The organism is Bacillus sp. BC05(2025), assembly GCF_056725905.1.
Genome location: NZ_JBWYRA010000001.1, coordinates 20,610 through 35,066 on the forward strand (window position 1 = coordinate 20,610; position 14,457 = coordinate 35,066).

Consider the following 14,457-nt stretch of genomic DNA (forward strand, 5'->3'; position numbering starts at 1 on the left):
CTTTTCCATTTCGAAAAGTTCGTTTTTTTTAATTCATTGATTCTGCAATTTGAATTAAATCTTTTACGTTATATTTTCCTTTTATATAGCGTTTGTTACCAATTGCAATTGTATATTGAAAACCATTCTGCTGAAAGATAAGCTCATATGCTGAATCAAAATGAGGATTATATAATGCTTTTATATTATTTTTTAAGGTGTAGAACTTATCTCCCCTAAGTACATAGAAGCCTAATTTGTTTTGAACTGGTGAAACAGTGATTTTAAAAATCCCATTAATATCTTCATTGTAGTATAGGAGGTGTAAGTACTCGTTATAGATGTACCCTTGAAATTCGTGAATTTCGAACGGAAATTTTGTAGGAGTAAGTATATGTTCCTTACACTTCATTTCATATTCTTTTACAATAGTAGCTTCTTTCATAAGGGGATTGGTTCCATCATAAATTTGATTAATCCGAGATATTTTATTATTCTTTGTTACTATTTCTAAAATGTAACCGATAGTAAATCCATCATCAGTATCTTTGGAATAAGAAATAAGTATTGTGGTATCTTCTTTTGGAGATGGTACTATTTTAATTTCATGAATTTGTTTATTTGTTTGGAAAGTAGGTAGTTCAACCCCTTCTGTTACATATGACCTCATTAATTTTTTATCATTCTTGAGTAAAGCTTGTTTGAAGTCACTTATCACATTTGTTTGAGATTTCGCCATAATAATTGAGTTGGATTGAAAATATAGTAAGAAAAATACACAAAAAATCTTTATGCATGTAGTGGTCAATTTCATCACCCTTTAACTATGCTTCCGTAAATTTGAAATATATATGTATAGGAGGGGAGAAGATGAGTTTATTGCTTGATGTAATAATGGCTATAATTACATTTTATCCTCGAAATGACATGAAATTAAAACATCATATTGCAAAGTTAAGTGAATTTGAATGGTTTCGAAGGCTACATGAAGATACAAAGTATACAAGACTAATTTGGAGTAATAGAAAAATTAAAAAGTTCATTTTGTCTTCTACCAACATGGAAGCATTAATAAAATCAGAGAAAAAACAAATAGAATTTGTCCAACTAGTACATAATGAATATAAAAAAAGAAGATAAAAATTTTTTTATTTTTCATATTTAGGGAAACAAATGGTACAATGAAAGCTAATGTGAAAAATAAGGAAAAGAAGTGGTCTATTTGAAAAATTTTTTAGAATTAGGAATTAGTGAAACTTTTAATCATACATTACGTGAAAATGGAATTACAGAAGCAACACCGATTCAAGAGCAGGCAATTCCTGTTATACTGTCTGGTAAAGATATTATTGGGCAGGCAAAAACAGGTACGGGTAAAACGCTAGCATTCGTGTTACCGATTTTAGAAAAAATCGATCCAGAGTGTAGTGATGTTCAGGCTTTAATTGTTGCACCAACAAGGGAACTAGCGCTGCAAATTACGACTGAAATTAAAAAAATGCTTGTTCAAAGAGAAGATATTAATGTACTAGCGATTTATGGCGGGCAAGATGTAGCACAGCAATTGAGAAAATTAAAAGGCAATACACATATTGTTGTAGCGACACCAGGACGCTTATTAGATCATATACGTCGTGAAACAATTGATTTAAGTAATCTTTCAACGATTGTACTAGATGAAGCGGATCAAATGCTTTATTTCGGTTTCTTATATGATATTGAAGATATTTTAGATGAGACACCTGGTAGTAAACAAACGATGTTATTCTCAGCAACGATGCCAAAAGATATTAAAAAATTGGCGAAGCGTTATATGGATGAACCGCAAATGGTTCAAGTACAAAGTGAAGAAGTAACGGTAAATACAATTGAACAGCGTGTCATTGAGACGACAGATCGCGCAAAGCCAGATGCACTTCGTTTTGTTATGGATCGTGATCAGCCATTTTTAGCAGTTATTTTCTGTCGTACAAAGGTTAGAGCAAGTAAGCTTTATGATAATTTAAAAGGACTAGGTTATAATTGTGCTGAACTTCATGGTGATATACCTCAAGCGAAACGTGAGAGAGTTATGAAGAGTTTCCGCGAAGCGAAAATTCAGTACTTAATTGCGACTGATGTAGCAGCTCGTGGACTTGATGTAGATGGTGTAACGCACGTATTTAACTTTGATATCCCTGAGGATGTAGAAAGTTATATTCACCGCATTGGCCGAACAGGACGTGCAGGCGGATCAGGTCTTGCAATTACGTTTGTTGCAGCGAAAGATGAAAAACATTTAGAAGAAATTGAAAAAACGCTTGGTGCACCATTGCAAAGAGAAATAATCGAACAACCGAAGATAAGACGTGTAGATGAAAATGGAAAACCGGTACCAAAGCCGGCTCCAAAGAAATCAGGTCCGAATCGTCAAAGAGATAGCCGTGAAGGATCAAGAAGTCGTTCAAGAGATGGTTCAAAAGGTGGTCCAAGAAATAGTTCGAGAAATGAGAGCAACCGATCATTTAACAAGCCAAGTAATAAAAAAGGTAGTACAAAACAAGGTCAACAAAGACGTGGCCGTTAAATAGTTATTATTGAAAAGAGTCGCATATTATTGCGGCTCTTTTTTGTTTGTACACAACGAAATCGATATAAGTACAGGGATGATTGCATTTAAACACCCTTTAAAATTTCATTTACCTTATTAAAAATTAGAAAATTTATAAAGGAAATAAAAAGTAGTGTGTTGTATATGTACAATAACAGGAAACTTTTTACTAACTAAACATATAATTTAAATAGACCGACAGTCGGTCTGATGGGAAGGAGAACATGAATGCGAGTTGTAAAGGAGTATGAGGAGCGTAGAAAGGAAATTTTAGAAACGGCTGAACGTTTATTTATTACGAAAGGTTATACGAAAACAACAGTAAATGACATTTTAAAAGAGATAGGAATAGCAAAGGGGACGTTTTATCACTATTTTAAGTCGAAAGAAGAAGTAATGGATGAGATCATTATGAGGATCATTAAAGAAGATGTTGCTAAAGCGAAAGTAATCGTCTCTAACCCAAATATCCCCGTTTTAGAAAAGTTATTTCGAGTTTTGTTGGAGCAATCGCCAAAATCAGGAGATGTTAAAGATAAAATGATTGAACAATTTCATCAGCCAAATAATGCGGAAATGCATCAAAAAAGCATAGTGCAATCCATTATTCATTTATCTCCTGTTTTAGCAGAGATTTTAGAACAAGGAATCGATGAAGGTGTTTTTTCTACACCATACCCACAAGAAACGATTGAATTATTACTCTCTTCAGCACAAGTCATATTTGATGAAGGTTTATTCCAGTGGAAGCCGGAAGAAATGATGAGAAGAGCGAAAGCTTATATAAAAATGATGGAAGCATCTGTTGGAGCGAAAGAAGGATCTTTTGATTATATGCTGGAGGTTTTAACTAAACAGAAATGATGATTTCTGTTTGATTATTACAGACCGGCAGTCGGTCAAAATTCAAATGAAGGGTGTGATGAAGATGCCAGCAAGTATAAAATCTTCAATGAAAGATTTTCACTTAATGGTGAGTGGGCAAATTATTACTATTTTAGGTTCAACACTTTTACGTTTTGCTCTGTCATTATATGTGCTAGATATAACAGGGCGTGCTGATATATTCGCAGGACTATATGCGGTAACGAGTATTCCGTTTTTGTTAGCTCCCCTTGGCGGAGCGATAGCAGATCGTTTCAATCGCCGTAATGTAATGGTCATTTTTGATTTTATTAACGCTGCGATTGTATTAAGCTTTATAGTTTTATTATTTTCTGGATCGGTATCTATTATATTGATTGGGACAATTATGTTTTTACTAGCAGTCATTAGTGCAATGTACTCACCAGTTGTAATGGCGAGTATTCCGCAATTAGTTCCAGAGGAAAAGTTAGAACAAGCAAATGGTATCGTAAATGGTGTGCAGGCATTATCTAATATAGTTGCTCCTGTATTAGGAGGAATATTGTACGGCATAATTGGTTTGAAAATGCTCGTTATAATGAGCTGTCTTGCTTTCTTTTTATCTGCGATTTTAGAAATGTTTATTACGATACCTTTTATAAAAAGAGTGCAAGAAAGACATATTATACCGACAATTGTCAAGGATATGAAAGAAGGTTTTATATATGTTTTAAAACAACCATTTATTTTGAAATCTATGCTTTTAGCCGCATTACTAAATTTAATACTGACACCGCTATTTGTAGTTGGTGCTCCAATTATTATACGAGTAACGATGGAAAGTAGCGACACGTTATACGGAATTGGAATGGGATTAATAGATTTTGCTACTATATTAGGTGCGTTATCTATAGGTTATTTTGCGAAAAAGATACAGATGAAAACATTGTATTATTGGATGCTTTTAATAGCTTTATTAGTAATACCTATGGCACTATCAGTTACGCCATTTATTCTTAATTTAGGACACTATCCACCATTTATCCTCTTTATCCTCTCTTCAATTCTAATTGCAATAATCATGACAATTGTATCCATCTATGTCATTACTGTAGTCCAAAAGAAAACACCAAATGAAAACTTAGGAAAAGTAATGGCAATTATAACAGCGGTATCTCAATGTATGGCACCAATCGGGCAAGTTATTTATGGTTATATGTTTGAAGGATTCAGTATGAAAATTTATTTACCTATATTCGCTATTAGTTTCATAATGATAATAATAGCAATCGTGACGAAGAAAATATTATGGAATGAAGGGAACTAGCTTCATATGATTAGGAGAATGCTAAAAAGAGATTTCTCTCAAAATAAAATAATAATTACCATTTTATTTATGTTTATCATGTTATCAAGTCTTTTAATGGCTAGTGCTTCAAGTAACGTTATTAATTTATTGAACTCAATGGATCAATTGTTTAAAGTATCAAACGCACCGCACTTTGTACAAATGCATGCCGGAGAAATAAGTCAAAAGTCAATTGATTCATTTGTAGCGGAAAATCCTATTGTAAAAAAACAGCAAACGGCTGAGATGGTTCAAATTGGCGGGTCTAACATTTTTATAAAGAAGAAAAATGAGGCGGAACATAATAGTGTAATGGATATTAGCTTTGTTAAACAAAATAGTAAATTTGACTTTTTATTAAATTTAAATAATGAAGTGATCGACGTTAGGAAAGGGGAAATAGGTGTACCAATTTATTATATGCAAAAACATAATTTGCGTATTGGAGATAAAATATGGCTTGTTAAAAATAATAATGAACTAGCATTTACTATATCAGAATTTGTTCGTGATGTTCAAATGAATCCCTCAATCGTTAGTTCAAAACGATTTGTAATAAGTGATGAAGATTTCGAAAGAATAAAGTGGGATTTTGGAGAAAGCGAATATATTATTGAATTCCAGCTAACAGATGTAAATAAAATAAATGAATTTGAAACTCTATACCAATCATCGAACTTACCTCAAAAAGGTCCTTCTATTACGTATTCACTTTTTAAAACACTCAATTCATTAACAGATGGAATAATAGCTGCGGTACTAATCATAATAAGTGCATTATTAATGTTAATCGCAAGTTTATGTATTAGATTTACAATTATAACATCTATGGAAGAAGATTATCAGGAAATTGGTGTAATGAAAGCTATCGGTATTACAAGTAAAGAGATTCAAAAATTATATGTAACAAAATATGTTGTTATTGCTGCTAGCGGTTGTATATGTGGATATATTCTTTCATTATTTGTTACAAAAATTTTCAACGCTAATATCTCACTTTATATGGGGACAGCGAGTACAAGTATTTTACATTTTGTTGTACCATTAATAGTTACAATTTTGTTATTTCTAACTGTTATTCTATTTTGTCGTATCATTTTGCGGAATTTCAGGATAATTACAACAATAGATGCTTTACAATCAAGAGATAATCTAGGAAAGAGGAAGGGGAAAAGGTCTTTTTCGTTCTGTCAAACTAAAATTACAAATGTAAATATATTTATTGGTATACAAGATATAGTAAAACGATTTAAGTTATATCGCGTATTAAGTATCGTTTTAATCATAGCCGTCTTCATGATTGTTGTACCTGTTAATTTTTTGTATACGATTCAGTCACCGAAGTTTGTAAATTATATGGGAACAGGTAAAAGTGACATTCGAATAGATTTACAGCAATCTGAAAATATAGAGAAACGATTTAAGGACGTCATTTCATATATACGAAATGATAAAGAAGTAGAAAAATATGCAGCATTTGTAACGAGTACATTTAAAATGGTGAATGCTGATGGTACACATGAAAACTTACATGTAGAAGTAGGAGACTTCACTCAGTTTCCATTAGATTATATTCAAGGTATGGCACCCGATAATGAAAATAAAATTGCCCTTTCTTATATGAACGCAAATGAATTAAAAAAGAGTGTAGGGGATAAGATCGTTTTATTTGTAGAAGGAAAAGAAAAGGCACTAACTATTAGTGGGATATATCAAGATGTAACGAATGGCGGGAAAACAGCAAAAGCGAACTTCTCTTATAATAGTGAAAATATATTATGGTATGTAGTAAATGTAGATATGAAGCCTACTGTGAATTTACAAGAAAAAGTGAAGGAGTATAAATATAATTTTCATTCCGCGAAAATAACAGATATGGATGATTATTTAACACAAACTTTAGGAGAAACAATTAAACAATTAAGACTCGTGACGCAATTGGCTATTTTAGTTGCTATATTGATATCAGTTTTAATTACCGCGATGTTTTTTAAAATGTTATTGGCAAAAGATTCTTCGCAAATAGTAATTATGAAAAATATCGGCTTTTCTTACAAAGATATTCGTATACAGTATGTAACCCGTTCTATTGTCATCGTATTATTAGGTATTGTAACAGGGACATTACTAGCTGCTACGTTTGGGGAAATGTTAGTAAGCTGGTTCGGATCATTTATGGGAGCAACTCATATAAAGTTTGACGTGAATCCTATCGTTTCTTATGTAATATGTCCAGCTATATTATTTATATCTGTGATAACGACAACACTTTTTAGCAGTTTTACTACGAAGCAAACAAACGATTTAAAACGAAATGGGGAGTAGGGATTGTAACGTGAAAAAAATTTTAGAAGTAAAGCAATTAAACAAAACATATTCAATAGATGAAAATGAAAATTATCATGTACTAAAAAATATAGATTTAGAGATTTATGAGGGGGAATTTGTATCAGTTATGGGGCCTTCCGGTTCTGGGAAATCGACGTTACTATATAATATTAGTGGAATGGATCAAATGTCATCAGGAAGTGTGAAAATTGGTAGTAAAGAAATATCTTGTATGAAGGAAGAGGCGTTAGCAAAATTGAGTCTTACTGAAATAGGATTTATTTTTCAGCAGAGCAACCTTCTTAGAAACTTGAACCTATTTGATAATATCATCCTGTCAGCATATGTAGCAAAATGTGAGAGTAAGAAAATAATAGATCAACGTGCTCTGGAGCTAATGAGGAAAATGGGGATTAGTGATATAGCGTCTCATTATATAACTGAAGCATCTGGAGGGCAATTGCAAAGAGTTTCTATTTGTAGAGCGCTCATCAATAATCCAAATATTATTTTTGCTGATGAACCAACGGGTGCTCTAAATTTAAAATCAACAGAAGAGGTAATGCAAATTTTATTAAATATTAACCGTGATGGAACGACTATTATGTTAGTCACTCATGATGTAAAGGTAGCAGCGAAAACAGAAAGAGTGCTCTTTATGGCTGATGGAGAAATTGTTAGTGAAATACAGTTAGGGAAGCTTAGGAATGATGATTTAAAAGTGCGAGAAGAGAAGTTGTTAAACTGGTTAGCTATACTTGGATTTTAAAGGAAAAACTCCTATTGAATGTAGGAGTTTTTTCGTTGTACGAAAGCTCTAAAAGATATATAATAATTTTCTGATTATTTAAAAATGGAGGGGTACAAATGAAAAATGAAACGTTGCACACGGAAGAAGATATTATTAAAATGCTTGATTCATTATTAAGACCGGCAGAACCATTTTGGAATGAATTTTATGCAAATAGAGAAAAAGATGTTCCGTTTTTTGAAAATGTTCCAGATGAGAATCTAGTTTCATATATAGAAACAGGATGGATTTCCAAAGGGAAAGTGCTGGAGCTTGGATGTGGTCCAGGAAGAAATGCAATTTATTTGGCGAATGAAGGATTTGAAGTAACAGCAGTGGATCTATCGATAGAGGGCATTAATTGGGCGAAAGAGAGGGCTATAGCAAAAGGAATAGAAATTGATTTTATTTGTAATTCGATTTTTAATCTAGAGTGTCAAAATAATTTTGATTTTGTGTACGATTCGGGCTGTTTACATCATATTCCACCGCATAGGAGAATACATTATGTGAATTTAATTAAAAACTCATTGAAACCAGGTGGTTATTTCGGATTAACATGTTTTGCAGCAGGTGATTTAGATGAGCGAAATGGATCAGAAATAACGGATTGGGACGTATATAGAGGGTGGAGTTTACAAGGTGGCCTTGCATATTCAGAAGGAAAATTAAGAGAAATATTTGACGAGTTTAAGGTGATCGAGATTAGAAAGATGAAGCAAATTGACCAACCAAATACTATGTTTGGAGAATCATTTCTTTGGACAGCATTATTTAAGAAGAAATAAAAAAGTATTTAATTGACAAACTCATCTTTTTTATAGACAATATATTTACGGGAATATATGTTCGGTTTTTACTTGCCGGTGTATGTTTTTCATAAATACATAACAAGGGGATGCCTCAATATGAGTACTACAAATCAAAAAATCACTACGTTTTTAATGTTCGAAGGTAAAGCTGAGGAGGCGATGAATTTTTACACGTCGCTATTTGATCGATCAGAAATTGTAAATATCTCTCGATACGATGAAAATGGACCAGGTAAAGAGGGTTCTGTCATTCATGCAACTTTTACACTAAATGGTCAAGAATTCATGTGCATTGATAGTTATGTAAAGCATGGTTTTACATTTACACCATCTATGTCTCTTTATGTAACTTGTGAGACAGAAGAAGAAATTGAAGCGGTCTTTCATAAGTTAGCGCAGGATGGATCTGTACTAATGCCGTTAGGTTCCTATCCATTTAGTAAAAAATTTGGCTGGTTAAATGATAAGTATGGTGTGTCTTGGCAGTTAACGCTTGCGGAATAAAAGTTTAATAAGAAAAAGCGTAGTCCATTTATAGCTACGCTTTTCTTATTAAGAATTTTGCTTGCCGAATCTTTCACCGAGTTTAGCTAACAATGCAGGCTGATCTCCTTGACTCATTACAACTTCAATAAAGATAAGTTGATTCTTATTTAAAGTTATATCCGTTAAGACTTCTGCTAACTCTATTTCATTTTCCGCTTTACAAGTTAGACTTTTTTCTTTTGATCCGAATACGTTTGCTAGTTTTGTGTAATCCCACATTTGTATGTCATTATACGGTTCGTTTTGGCCGTGAATTGCACGTTCAACAGTGTATCCATTGTTATTAATTAAAAATATAATCGGTTTTAAATTTTGACGAAGTATAGTCGATAACTCTTGAACAGTTAATTGGAAAGAACCATCACCAATTATTAATATGTTCCGCCGCGATAAATCAGCAAGCTGTGTACCGAGTAGAGCAGGTAATGTATAGCCAATCGATCCCCATAAAGGTTGCGCTACATATGTTGTGCTATTTGGTAAAGGGATAGTAGCACTACCGAAGAAAGGTGTTCCTTGCTCTGTAATTAAAACATCGTTTTCTTGTAAGAAATGGTATATTTGTTGCCAAAAACGTTTTTGTGTAACCATTTGTGATTTTGGATTAAACTCTTCAGTAATCGATAGTGATTCTGAAATAAAGGGCTTAATTTCAAGTTTTTCCTCTCTGCGATGTTTAATTAAATCGCTTAACTGTTCTAAAACATCTTTCATTACAACGGGCCCATATGTTTTATCTATAATTTTCACAGTATAGGGATGGATTTCTATTACTTGCTCTTTCGTAAAACCTTGTGTAAAGCCACCAGTAATAGTATCAGTTAATTTCACGCCAATATTAATAATACAGTCAGATTCATCAATTCTTTTTCGTAAGTAGGGGGAACTAACATCACCAGTATAAATTCCTATAAATTGAGGGTGTTTTTCAGGGAATATTCCTTTCCCCATACTTAACGTTGCGATAGGAAACCCTGTTTTTTCTACGAATTGATGCAAATATACTTCCGCATGAAAACGAGCCACTTCAAAATCAGCTAAAATAACAGGGTTTTTGGCACTGTTTATTTTTGAAGTCGCATGTAGAAGCATTTTATCCAGCGCATCTTTATTACTTACAACTGGTTTATGTAAAATGGGTTCCGTAGGTTTATTAATTGGTTTATTATACACATCAATCGGTAATTGAATATGAACAGGACGTTTCTCACGCCAACATGCACGTAACACACGGTCAATTTCTTCAGCGGCATGCTCAGGTGTTAAATTTGTTTGTGCCACCGTGATTTCTCTATACATAATTGAAAAATGATCGAACTTTCCATCACCTAACGTATGATGAACGAGTGCTCCATTTTCCATTACTGTCGTTGGTGGTGTCCCCGTGATTTTTATAACAGGTACGTTTTCTGCGTATGAGCCAGCAACACCGTTAATGGCGCTTAATTCTCCCACACCGAAAGTGGTAATAAGAGCAGCGATTCCTTTTATACGAGCGTATCCATCAGCAGCATATGCCGCATTTAATTCATTACAATTGCCAACCCACTCTAACTTTTCATGTGCTACTACATCATCTAAAAAAGCCAAATTATAATCACCAGGGACACCAAAAATATGCTCGATTCCTAATTCGCTTAGTCGGTCTAATAAATATGTACTTACAGTATATTGCGTTTTCAAATGAATCATCTCCTAATTGTGCAATGAATATTTCAATTGACGAAAGAAGTTCCAATGCGTTCATTAAAATATTGATTACTGGATTGTGGTATAATTTACATACAGGGGGAAAGTAGATGACACAACATAAAGAAGAACAGATGAATGAAGCATTAGCATTATTTTACTTTGCATATAAAACTTTTACTGAAAAGCCAGATGAAATCATAAAAGAATATGGCATACAACGAGTACATCACCGAATTTTATTTTTTATCGCACGCTTTCCAGGGATAAGTGTAAATGAGTTATTATCACTATTAGAAATAAGTAAACAAGCTCTTCACGGACCATTACGACAACTTGTGGAAAAGGGTTTAATTGAGAGTAATGAAGCTACACATGACCGTCGTGTGAAACAGTTATCATTAACAAAAAAAGGTACCGAATTAGAGAAAAAATTGAGCGATGTACAAAGACAACAAATGGGTGCTATTTTTTCAAAATTTGGTGAATCGTGTGAAGAAAATTGGCATCAAGTTATGAATGAAATGGCAAATAGCCGATCAGGTTTTGATGCCTGGATGTCGAAGCGAGAAGTTACAATCGATCAAACAAAATAAGAAATATATCTGTTTTATAGTTTGAAAAAGAACAAATTTTATCCATACATTTGGCAACTATGGTTTAATCATAGAGTGAATGGATAAAATGATACATTACTAGATACTTTATACGTGTACGCAATGAAACAATAAAATTCACATTTCCGAGAGGGGAATTATTATGATAAAACTTGTACTTATTCGTCACGGACAAAGTTTATGGAATCTTGAAAATCGCTTTACAGGATGGACAGATGTAGATTTATCAGAGAATGGATTAAGTGAAGCGAGAGAAGCAGGAGCGATATTAAAGAAAAATGGCTATACTTTTGATGTCGCTTATACATCTGTATTAAAAAGAGCAATCCGGACGTTATGGATTGTACTTCATGAGATGGATCTTGCCTGGGTCCCAGTACATAAATCTTGGAAGCTAAATGAAAGACATTACGGTGCATTGCAAGGGTTAAATAAAGATGAAACAGCGAAAAAATATGGTGAGGAGCAAGTTCATATTTGGAGAAGAAGTATTGATGTAAGACCACCTGCTCTTACTGAAGATGATCCTAGATATGAAATGAATGATCCAAGATATAAAGCACTTAAAAAAGGTGAGTTTCCATTGACTGAATGTTTAGTGGATACGGAGAAAAGAGTACTTAATTATTGGCATTCAGAAATTGCGCCATCATTAAAAAGTGGTGAAAAGGTGATAATTTCATCGCACGGTAATACAATTCGTTCGCTAGTGAAATACTTAGATAACCTTTCAAGTGATGGTGTTGTTTCATTAAATATTCCAACAAGCATTCCGCTCGTTTATGAATTAGACGATGATTTACGTCCAATTCGTCATTATTATTTAAGTATGGACGGAGAAGTACCAGAAGGGGAAATTCCGAAACATATTTCTTTTTAACATGAAAATTTGAAACGCATGCTTGTCTACATATACAATGTAGACTCAAGGTAAAGTGAAACTTAGTGGGGGTTTTGTTCGTCCCACTGACTATCAGCCCTCACTAATCGGGCTTTTATGAGCAGTTAATCACCCACCTATCTTCTTCGCTTGTGCAGAATGTTGAGGTGGGGATCTTACTGGTCGCAAATAGCGGGATAAAAGACGTGGTACCTTCTAATGTATATGCGATATTGCTAAATTTAGAAGCTTGTCCACGTCTTTAGTCATAAAGAGAGCTGCTTGTGCATGTAATGATATCGTGAGTAGTTTTTGAATGGAGGGTGATGTCATTGGTGATCTCTAACATTCGAATCGGCTTATTTATTTTAGCAATCGTTCTTCTAGTACTTATTTTCTTTTACTGGAGAAATGAAGAGTTGTACGAGGAGAAGAAGCAACGAATTAGAAAGACTTGGTATGGGTTGTTTATAGTATCAGTCACCGTGTATTTCATGATAAAAGGAATTGATTTAACCCTCTGGAAAAATCTTTTAATGTTCACTGCAATGGTTATTTTCGTTGATATTGCCTTTATTTTAACACCTAATATTTCAGAAATATGGGGAGCGAAATTTAGCGATATCGGCAAGACTGTTCAATCGATAAAACGGTCATTAATTGCTTCTAAAGCAAGAGGAGAAATATACACAACAATTATTCAAAATGTCAATCCAGTAGTATTTGGTACGATGGAATGGCATACGGAAGAAGAATATACAAAAAGTTTAAACGCATTTTTAGATTCATATGGGGAAAAGATTGGGGCGAAGATTGTTGTATTTGAAGCGGCAAAGGAATTAAATACGAACTTTCGCGGTATCCGTTCGCAATTTAGTATTATCGTTCCGTTTGAACACATTGAGCAATTGAATGAGCAGAAAGCGGTGCAAGTAGAAAATGTCGGAATTATACCAGCAAAAATAGTGAGTGATGTTTTCATTGTTATTGATGGGAAGAAAAATAATCTGCAAGATCGGGATTTTGAAAATGTATATAATTTAACAATACATCATAGTTATTTTAGTAAATAAGGACAGAGTTTTTTTCTGTCCTTTTCACTTATACATAAAGACAAAGTAAATTTAGACAAACTTGTATAAAATCGGACAATCATCCCTACACTAGCACGTAGAGGTGATTGTAGTGATAAAAGATTATGACAATGATTTTTTTAAAGAAGATAATGAAGATACAACGGATTTCTCGTTAATAAAAGGAGATACATTACAGCAAGTAGAAGAACTAGAAGAAGAATTAAAAAGAAAATGATCCTTGTACATGCTGTCTACATTTGCGATATAATATAAATAGAAGATTGTATCTTTTTGAAAAGGGGGAGAAGAGATGGCTGAAGTAAATGTACAAAAGTCTTCATTTTTTAAAGAAAAAAAAGAAGAACCAAATACAGATTTCTCTCTTGTGAAAGGTGCGTTAACGGAAAATATAAATCGTTTAGAGAAACTGATGAATAATAGCAGTTCAAAATATATACGAGTGAAAAAAACAAAAGAAAATGCATAGAGCATTTTCTTTTGTTTTTTATTTAGCATTTAACTTTTCTTTTACTTTTGCAGGTAAATCAGCTTCCTGAACCTCTTCATATGACTTCACTTCAATTGATGATATTTCATTTTTGCTCTTATCATCTTGATCTACATAAAGACATAAAAATGCATTTTCATTTAATTTATGTTCGTTTGATGCTTTCTTACTTCTAAATGTAATTTGTTTTTTTACTCCATCTTCGTCATAAGCGGGCAGTGTGTAATTTCTTAAGTTTTTACCTTCAACTTTTTCGATAGTTCCTTCGCCTTGTATCTGTACGTAATATACATCTTTACCAATTCGATTTAGTGATGCTCTTTCACATCCAATAGTAAAACTAGAAAATAATAAACATAGTGTAATAATCACTAAAAACCTTTTCATTTTCTTTATCTCCTTCAATTTGTTTCTTTACACAGTATACGGCTATTATGAAATGAGAAAA

General features: G+C 33.1%; 16 protein-coding genes. 13 read left to right on the forward strand and 3 right to left on the reverse strand.

The window, feature by feature from the left end:
• Window positions 1-28: 28 nt before the first annotated feature.
• The gene (locus ACZ76X_RS00115) at window positions 29-793 is read right to left on the reverse strand and encodes a hypothetical protein (RefSeq protein ID WP_479849059.1); all 765 of its coding nucleotides are present in this window, start codon (window positions 791-793) and stop codon (window positions 29-31) included.
• Window positions 794-849: 56 nt separating this feature from the next.
• On the opposite strand from ACZ76X_RS00115, the gene ACZ76X_RS00120 reads away from it, so the two are divergent.
• The 8 genes from ACZ76X_RS00120 to ACZ76X_RS00155 all read left to right on the forward strand — a co-directional run bounded on the left by ACZ76X_RS00120 (window position 850) and on the right by ACZ76X_RS00155 (window position 9,197).
• On the forward strand, window positions 850-1,119 hold the full coding sequence (locus tag ACZ76X_RS00120) for a hypothetical protein (RefSeq protein WP_479849060.1): 270 nt from the start codon (window positions 850-852) through the stop codon (window positions 1,117-1,119).
• Between the two features lie 73 nt (window positions 1,120-1,192).
• Complete coding sequence (locus ACZ76X_RS00125; protein WP_479849061.1) at window positions 1,193-2,545, forward strand: DEAD/DEAH box helicase; 1,353 nt, start codon at window positions 1,193-1,195, stop codon at window positions 2,543-2,545.
• A gap of 252 nt (window positions 2,546-2,797) precedes the next feature.
• A complete protein-coding gene (locus tag ACZ76X_RS00130; RefSeq protein ID WP_479849062.1) occupies window positions 2,798-3,433 on the forward strand; it encodes a TetR/AcrR family transcriptional regulator in 636 nt (211 codons plus the stop codon).
• Window positions 3,434-3,479: 46 nt separating this feature from the next.
• Complete coding sequence (locus tag ACZ76X_RS00135) at window positions 3,480-4,742, forward strand: MFS transporter (protein WP_479849846.1); 1,263 nt, start codon at window positions 3,480-3,482, stop codon at window positions 4,740-4,742.
• A 6-nt stretch (window positions 4,743-4,748) separates the two neighbouring features.
• On the forward strand, window positions 4,749-7,088 hold the full coding sequence (locus tag ACZ76X_RS00140) for an ABC transporter permease (RefSeq protein ID WP_479849063.1): 2,340 nt from the start codon (window positions 4,749-4,751) through the stop codon (window positions 7,086-7,088).
• Between the two features lie 10 nt (window positions 7,089-7,098).
• Window positions 7,099-7,860 carry an ABC transporter ATP-binding protein gene (locus ACZ76X_RS00145; protein WP_479849064.1) on the forward strand — a complete coding sequence of 254 codons (762 nt, stop codon included), beginning with the start codon at window positions 7,099-7,101 and terminating at the stop codon, window positions 7,858-7,860.
• Between the two features lie 98 nt (window positions 7,861-7,958).
• A complete protein-coding gene (locus tag ACZ76X_RS00150; protein ID WP_479849065.1) occupies window positions 7,959-8,669 on the forward strand; it encodes a class I SAM-dependent methyltransferase in 711 nt (236 codons plus the stop codon).
• A gap of 120 nt (window positions 8,670-8,789) precedes the next feature.
• Window positions 8,790-9,197 (forward strand): VOC family protein, encoded by a 408-nt coding sequence (locus ACZ76X_RS00155; protein WP_479849066.1) that lies wholly within the window; start codon window positions 8,790-8,792, stop codon window positions 9,195-9,197.
• A gap of 48 nt (window positions 9,198-9,245) precedes the next feature.
• Here ACZ76X_RS00155 and ACZ76X_RS00160 read toward each other — a convergent pair whose 3' ends face one another.
• Window positions 9,246-10,931 carry an alpha-keto acid decarboxylase family protein gene (locus ACZ76X_RS00160; RefSeq protein ID WP_479849067.1) on the reverse strand — a complete coding sequence of 562 codons (1,686 nt, stop codon included), beginning with the start codon at window positions 10,929-10,931 and terminating at the stop codon, window positions 9,246-9,248.
• Window positions 10,932-11,038: 107 nt separating this feature from the next.
• Here ACZ76X_RS00160 and ACZ76X_RS00165 point away from each other — a divergent pair, with 107 nt between their 5' ends.
• The 5 genes from ACZ76X_RS00165 to spoIISB all read left to right on the forward strand — a co-directional run bounded on the left by ACZ76X_RS00165 (window position 11,039) and on the right by spoIISB (window position 13,988).
• Complete coding sequence (locus tag ACZ76X_RS00165) at window positions 11,039-11,524, forward strand: MarR family winged helix-turn-helix transcriptional regulator (RefSeq protein WP_479849068.1); 486 nt, start codon at window positions 11,039-11,041, stop codon at window positions 11,522-11,524.
• Window positions 11,525-11,687: 163 nt separating this feature from the next.
• Window positions 11,688-12,425, forward strand: a complete 738-nt coding sequence (gene gpmA / locus ACZ76X_RS00170) for a 2,3-diphosphoglycerate-dependent phosphoglycerate mutase (protein ID WP_479849069.1) — start codon at window positions 11,688-11,690, stop codon at window positions 12,423-12,425.
• Window positions 12,426-12,760: 335 nt separating this feature from the next.
• Window positions 12,761-13,498, forward strand: a complete 738-nt coding sequence (locus ACZ76X_RS00175; RefSeq protein WP_479849847.1) for a type II toxin-antitoxin system SpoIISA family toxin — start codon at window positions 12,761-12,763, stop codon at window positions 13,496-13,498.
• Window positions 13,499-13,610: 112 nt separating this feature from the next.
• The gene (locus tag ACZ76X_RS00180; protein WP_000588712.1) at window positions 13,611-13,736 is read left to right on the forward strand and encodes a hypothetical protein; all 126 of its coding nucleotides are present in this window, start codon (window positions 13,611-13,613) and stop codon (window positions 13,734-13,736) included.
• Window positions 13,737-13,811: 75 nt separating this feature from the next.
• Entirely contained in the window at window positions 13,812-13,988 is a 177-nt protein-coding gene (gene spoIISB / locus ACZ76X_RS00185) for a stage II sporulation protein SB (protein ID WP_000852620.1), read from the forward strand.
• Window positions 13,989-14,006: 18 nt separating this feature from the next.
• On the opposite strand, the gene ACZ76X_RS00190 is transcribed toward spoIISB, so the two are convergent.
• A complete protein-coding gene (locus ACZ76X_RS00190) occupies window positions 14,007-14,396 on the reverse strand; it encodes a YxeA family protein (protein WP_098670769.1) in 390 nt (129 codons plus the stop codon).
• Window positions 14,397-14,457 lie beyond the last annotated feature (61 nt).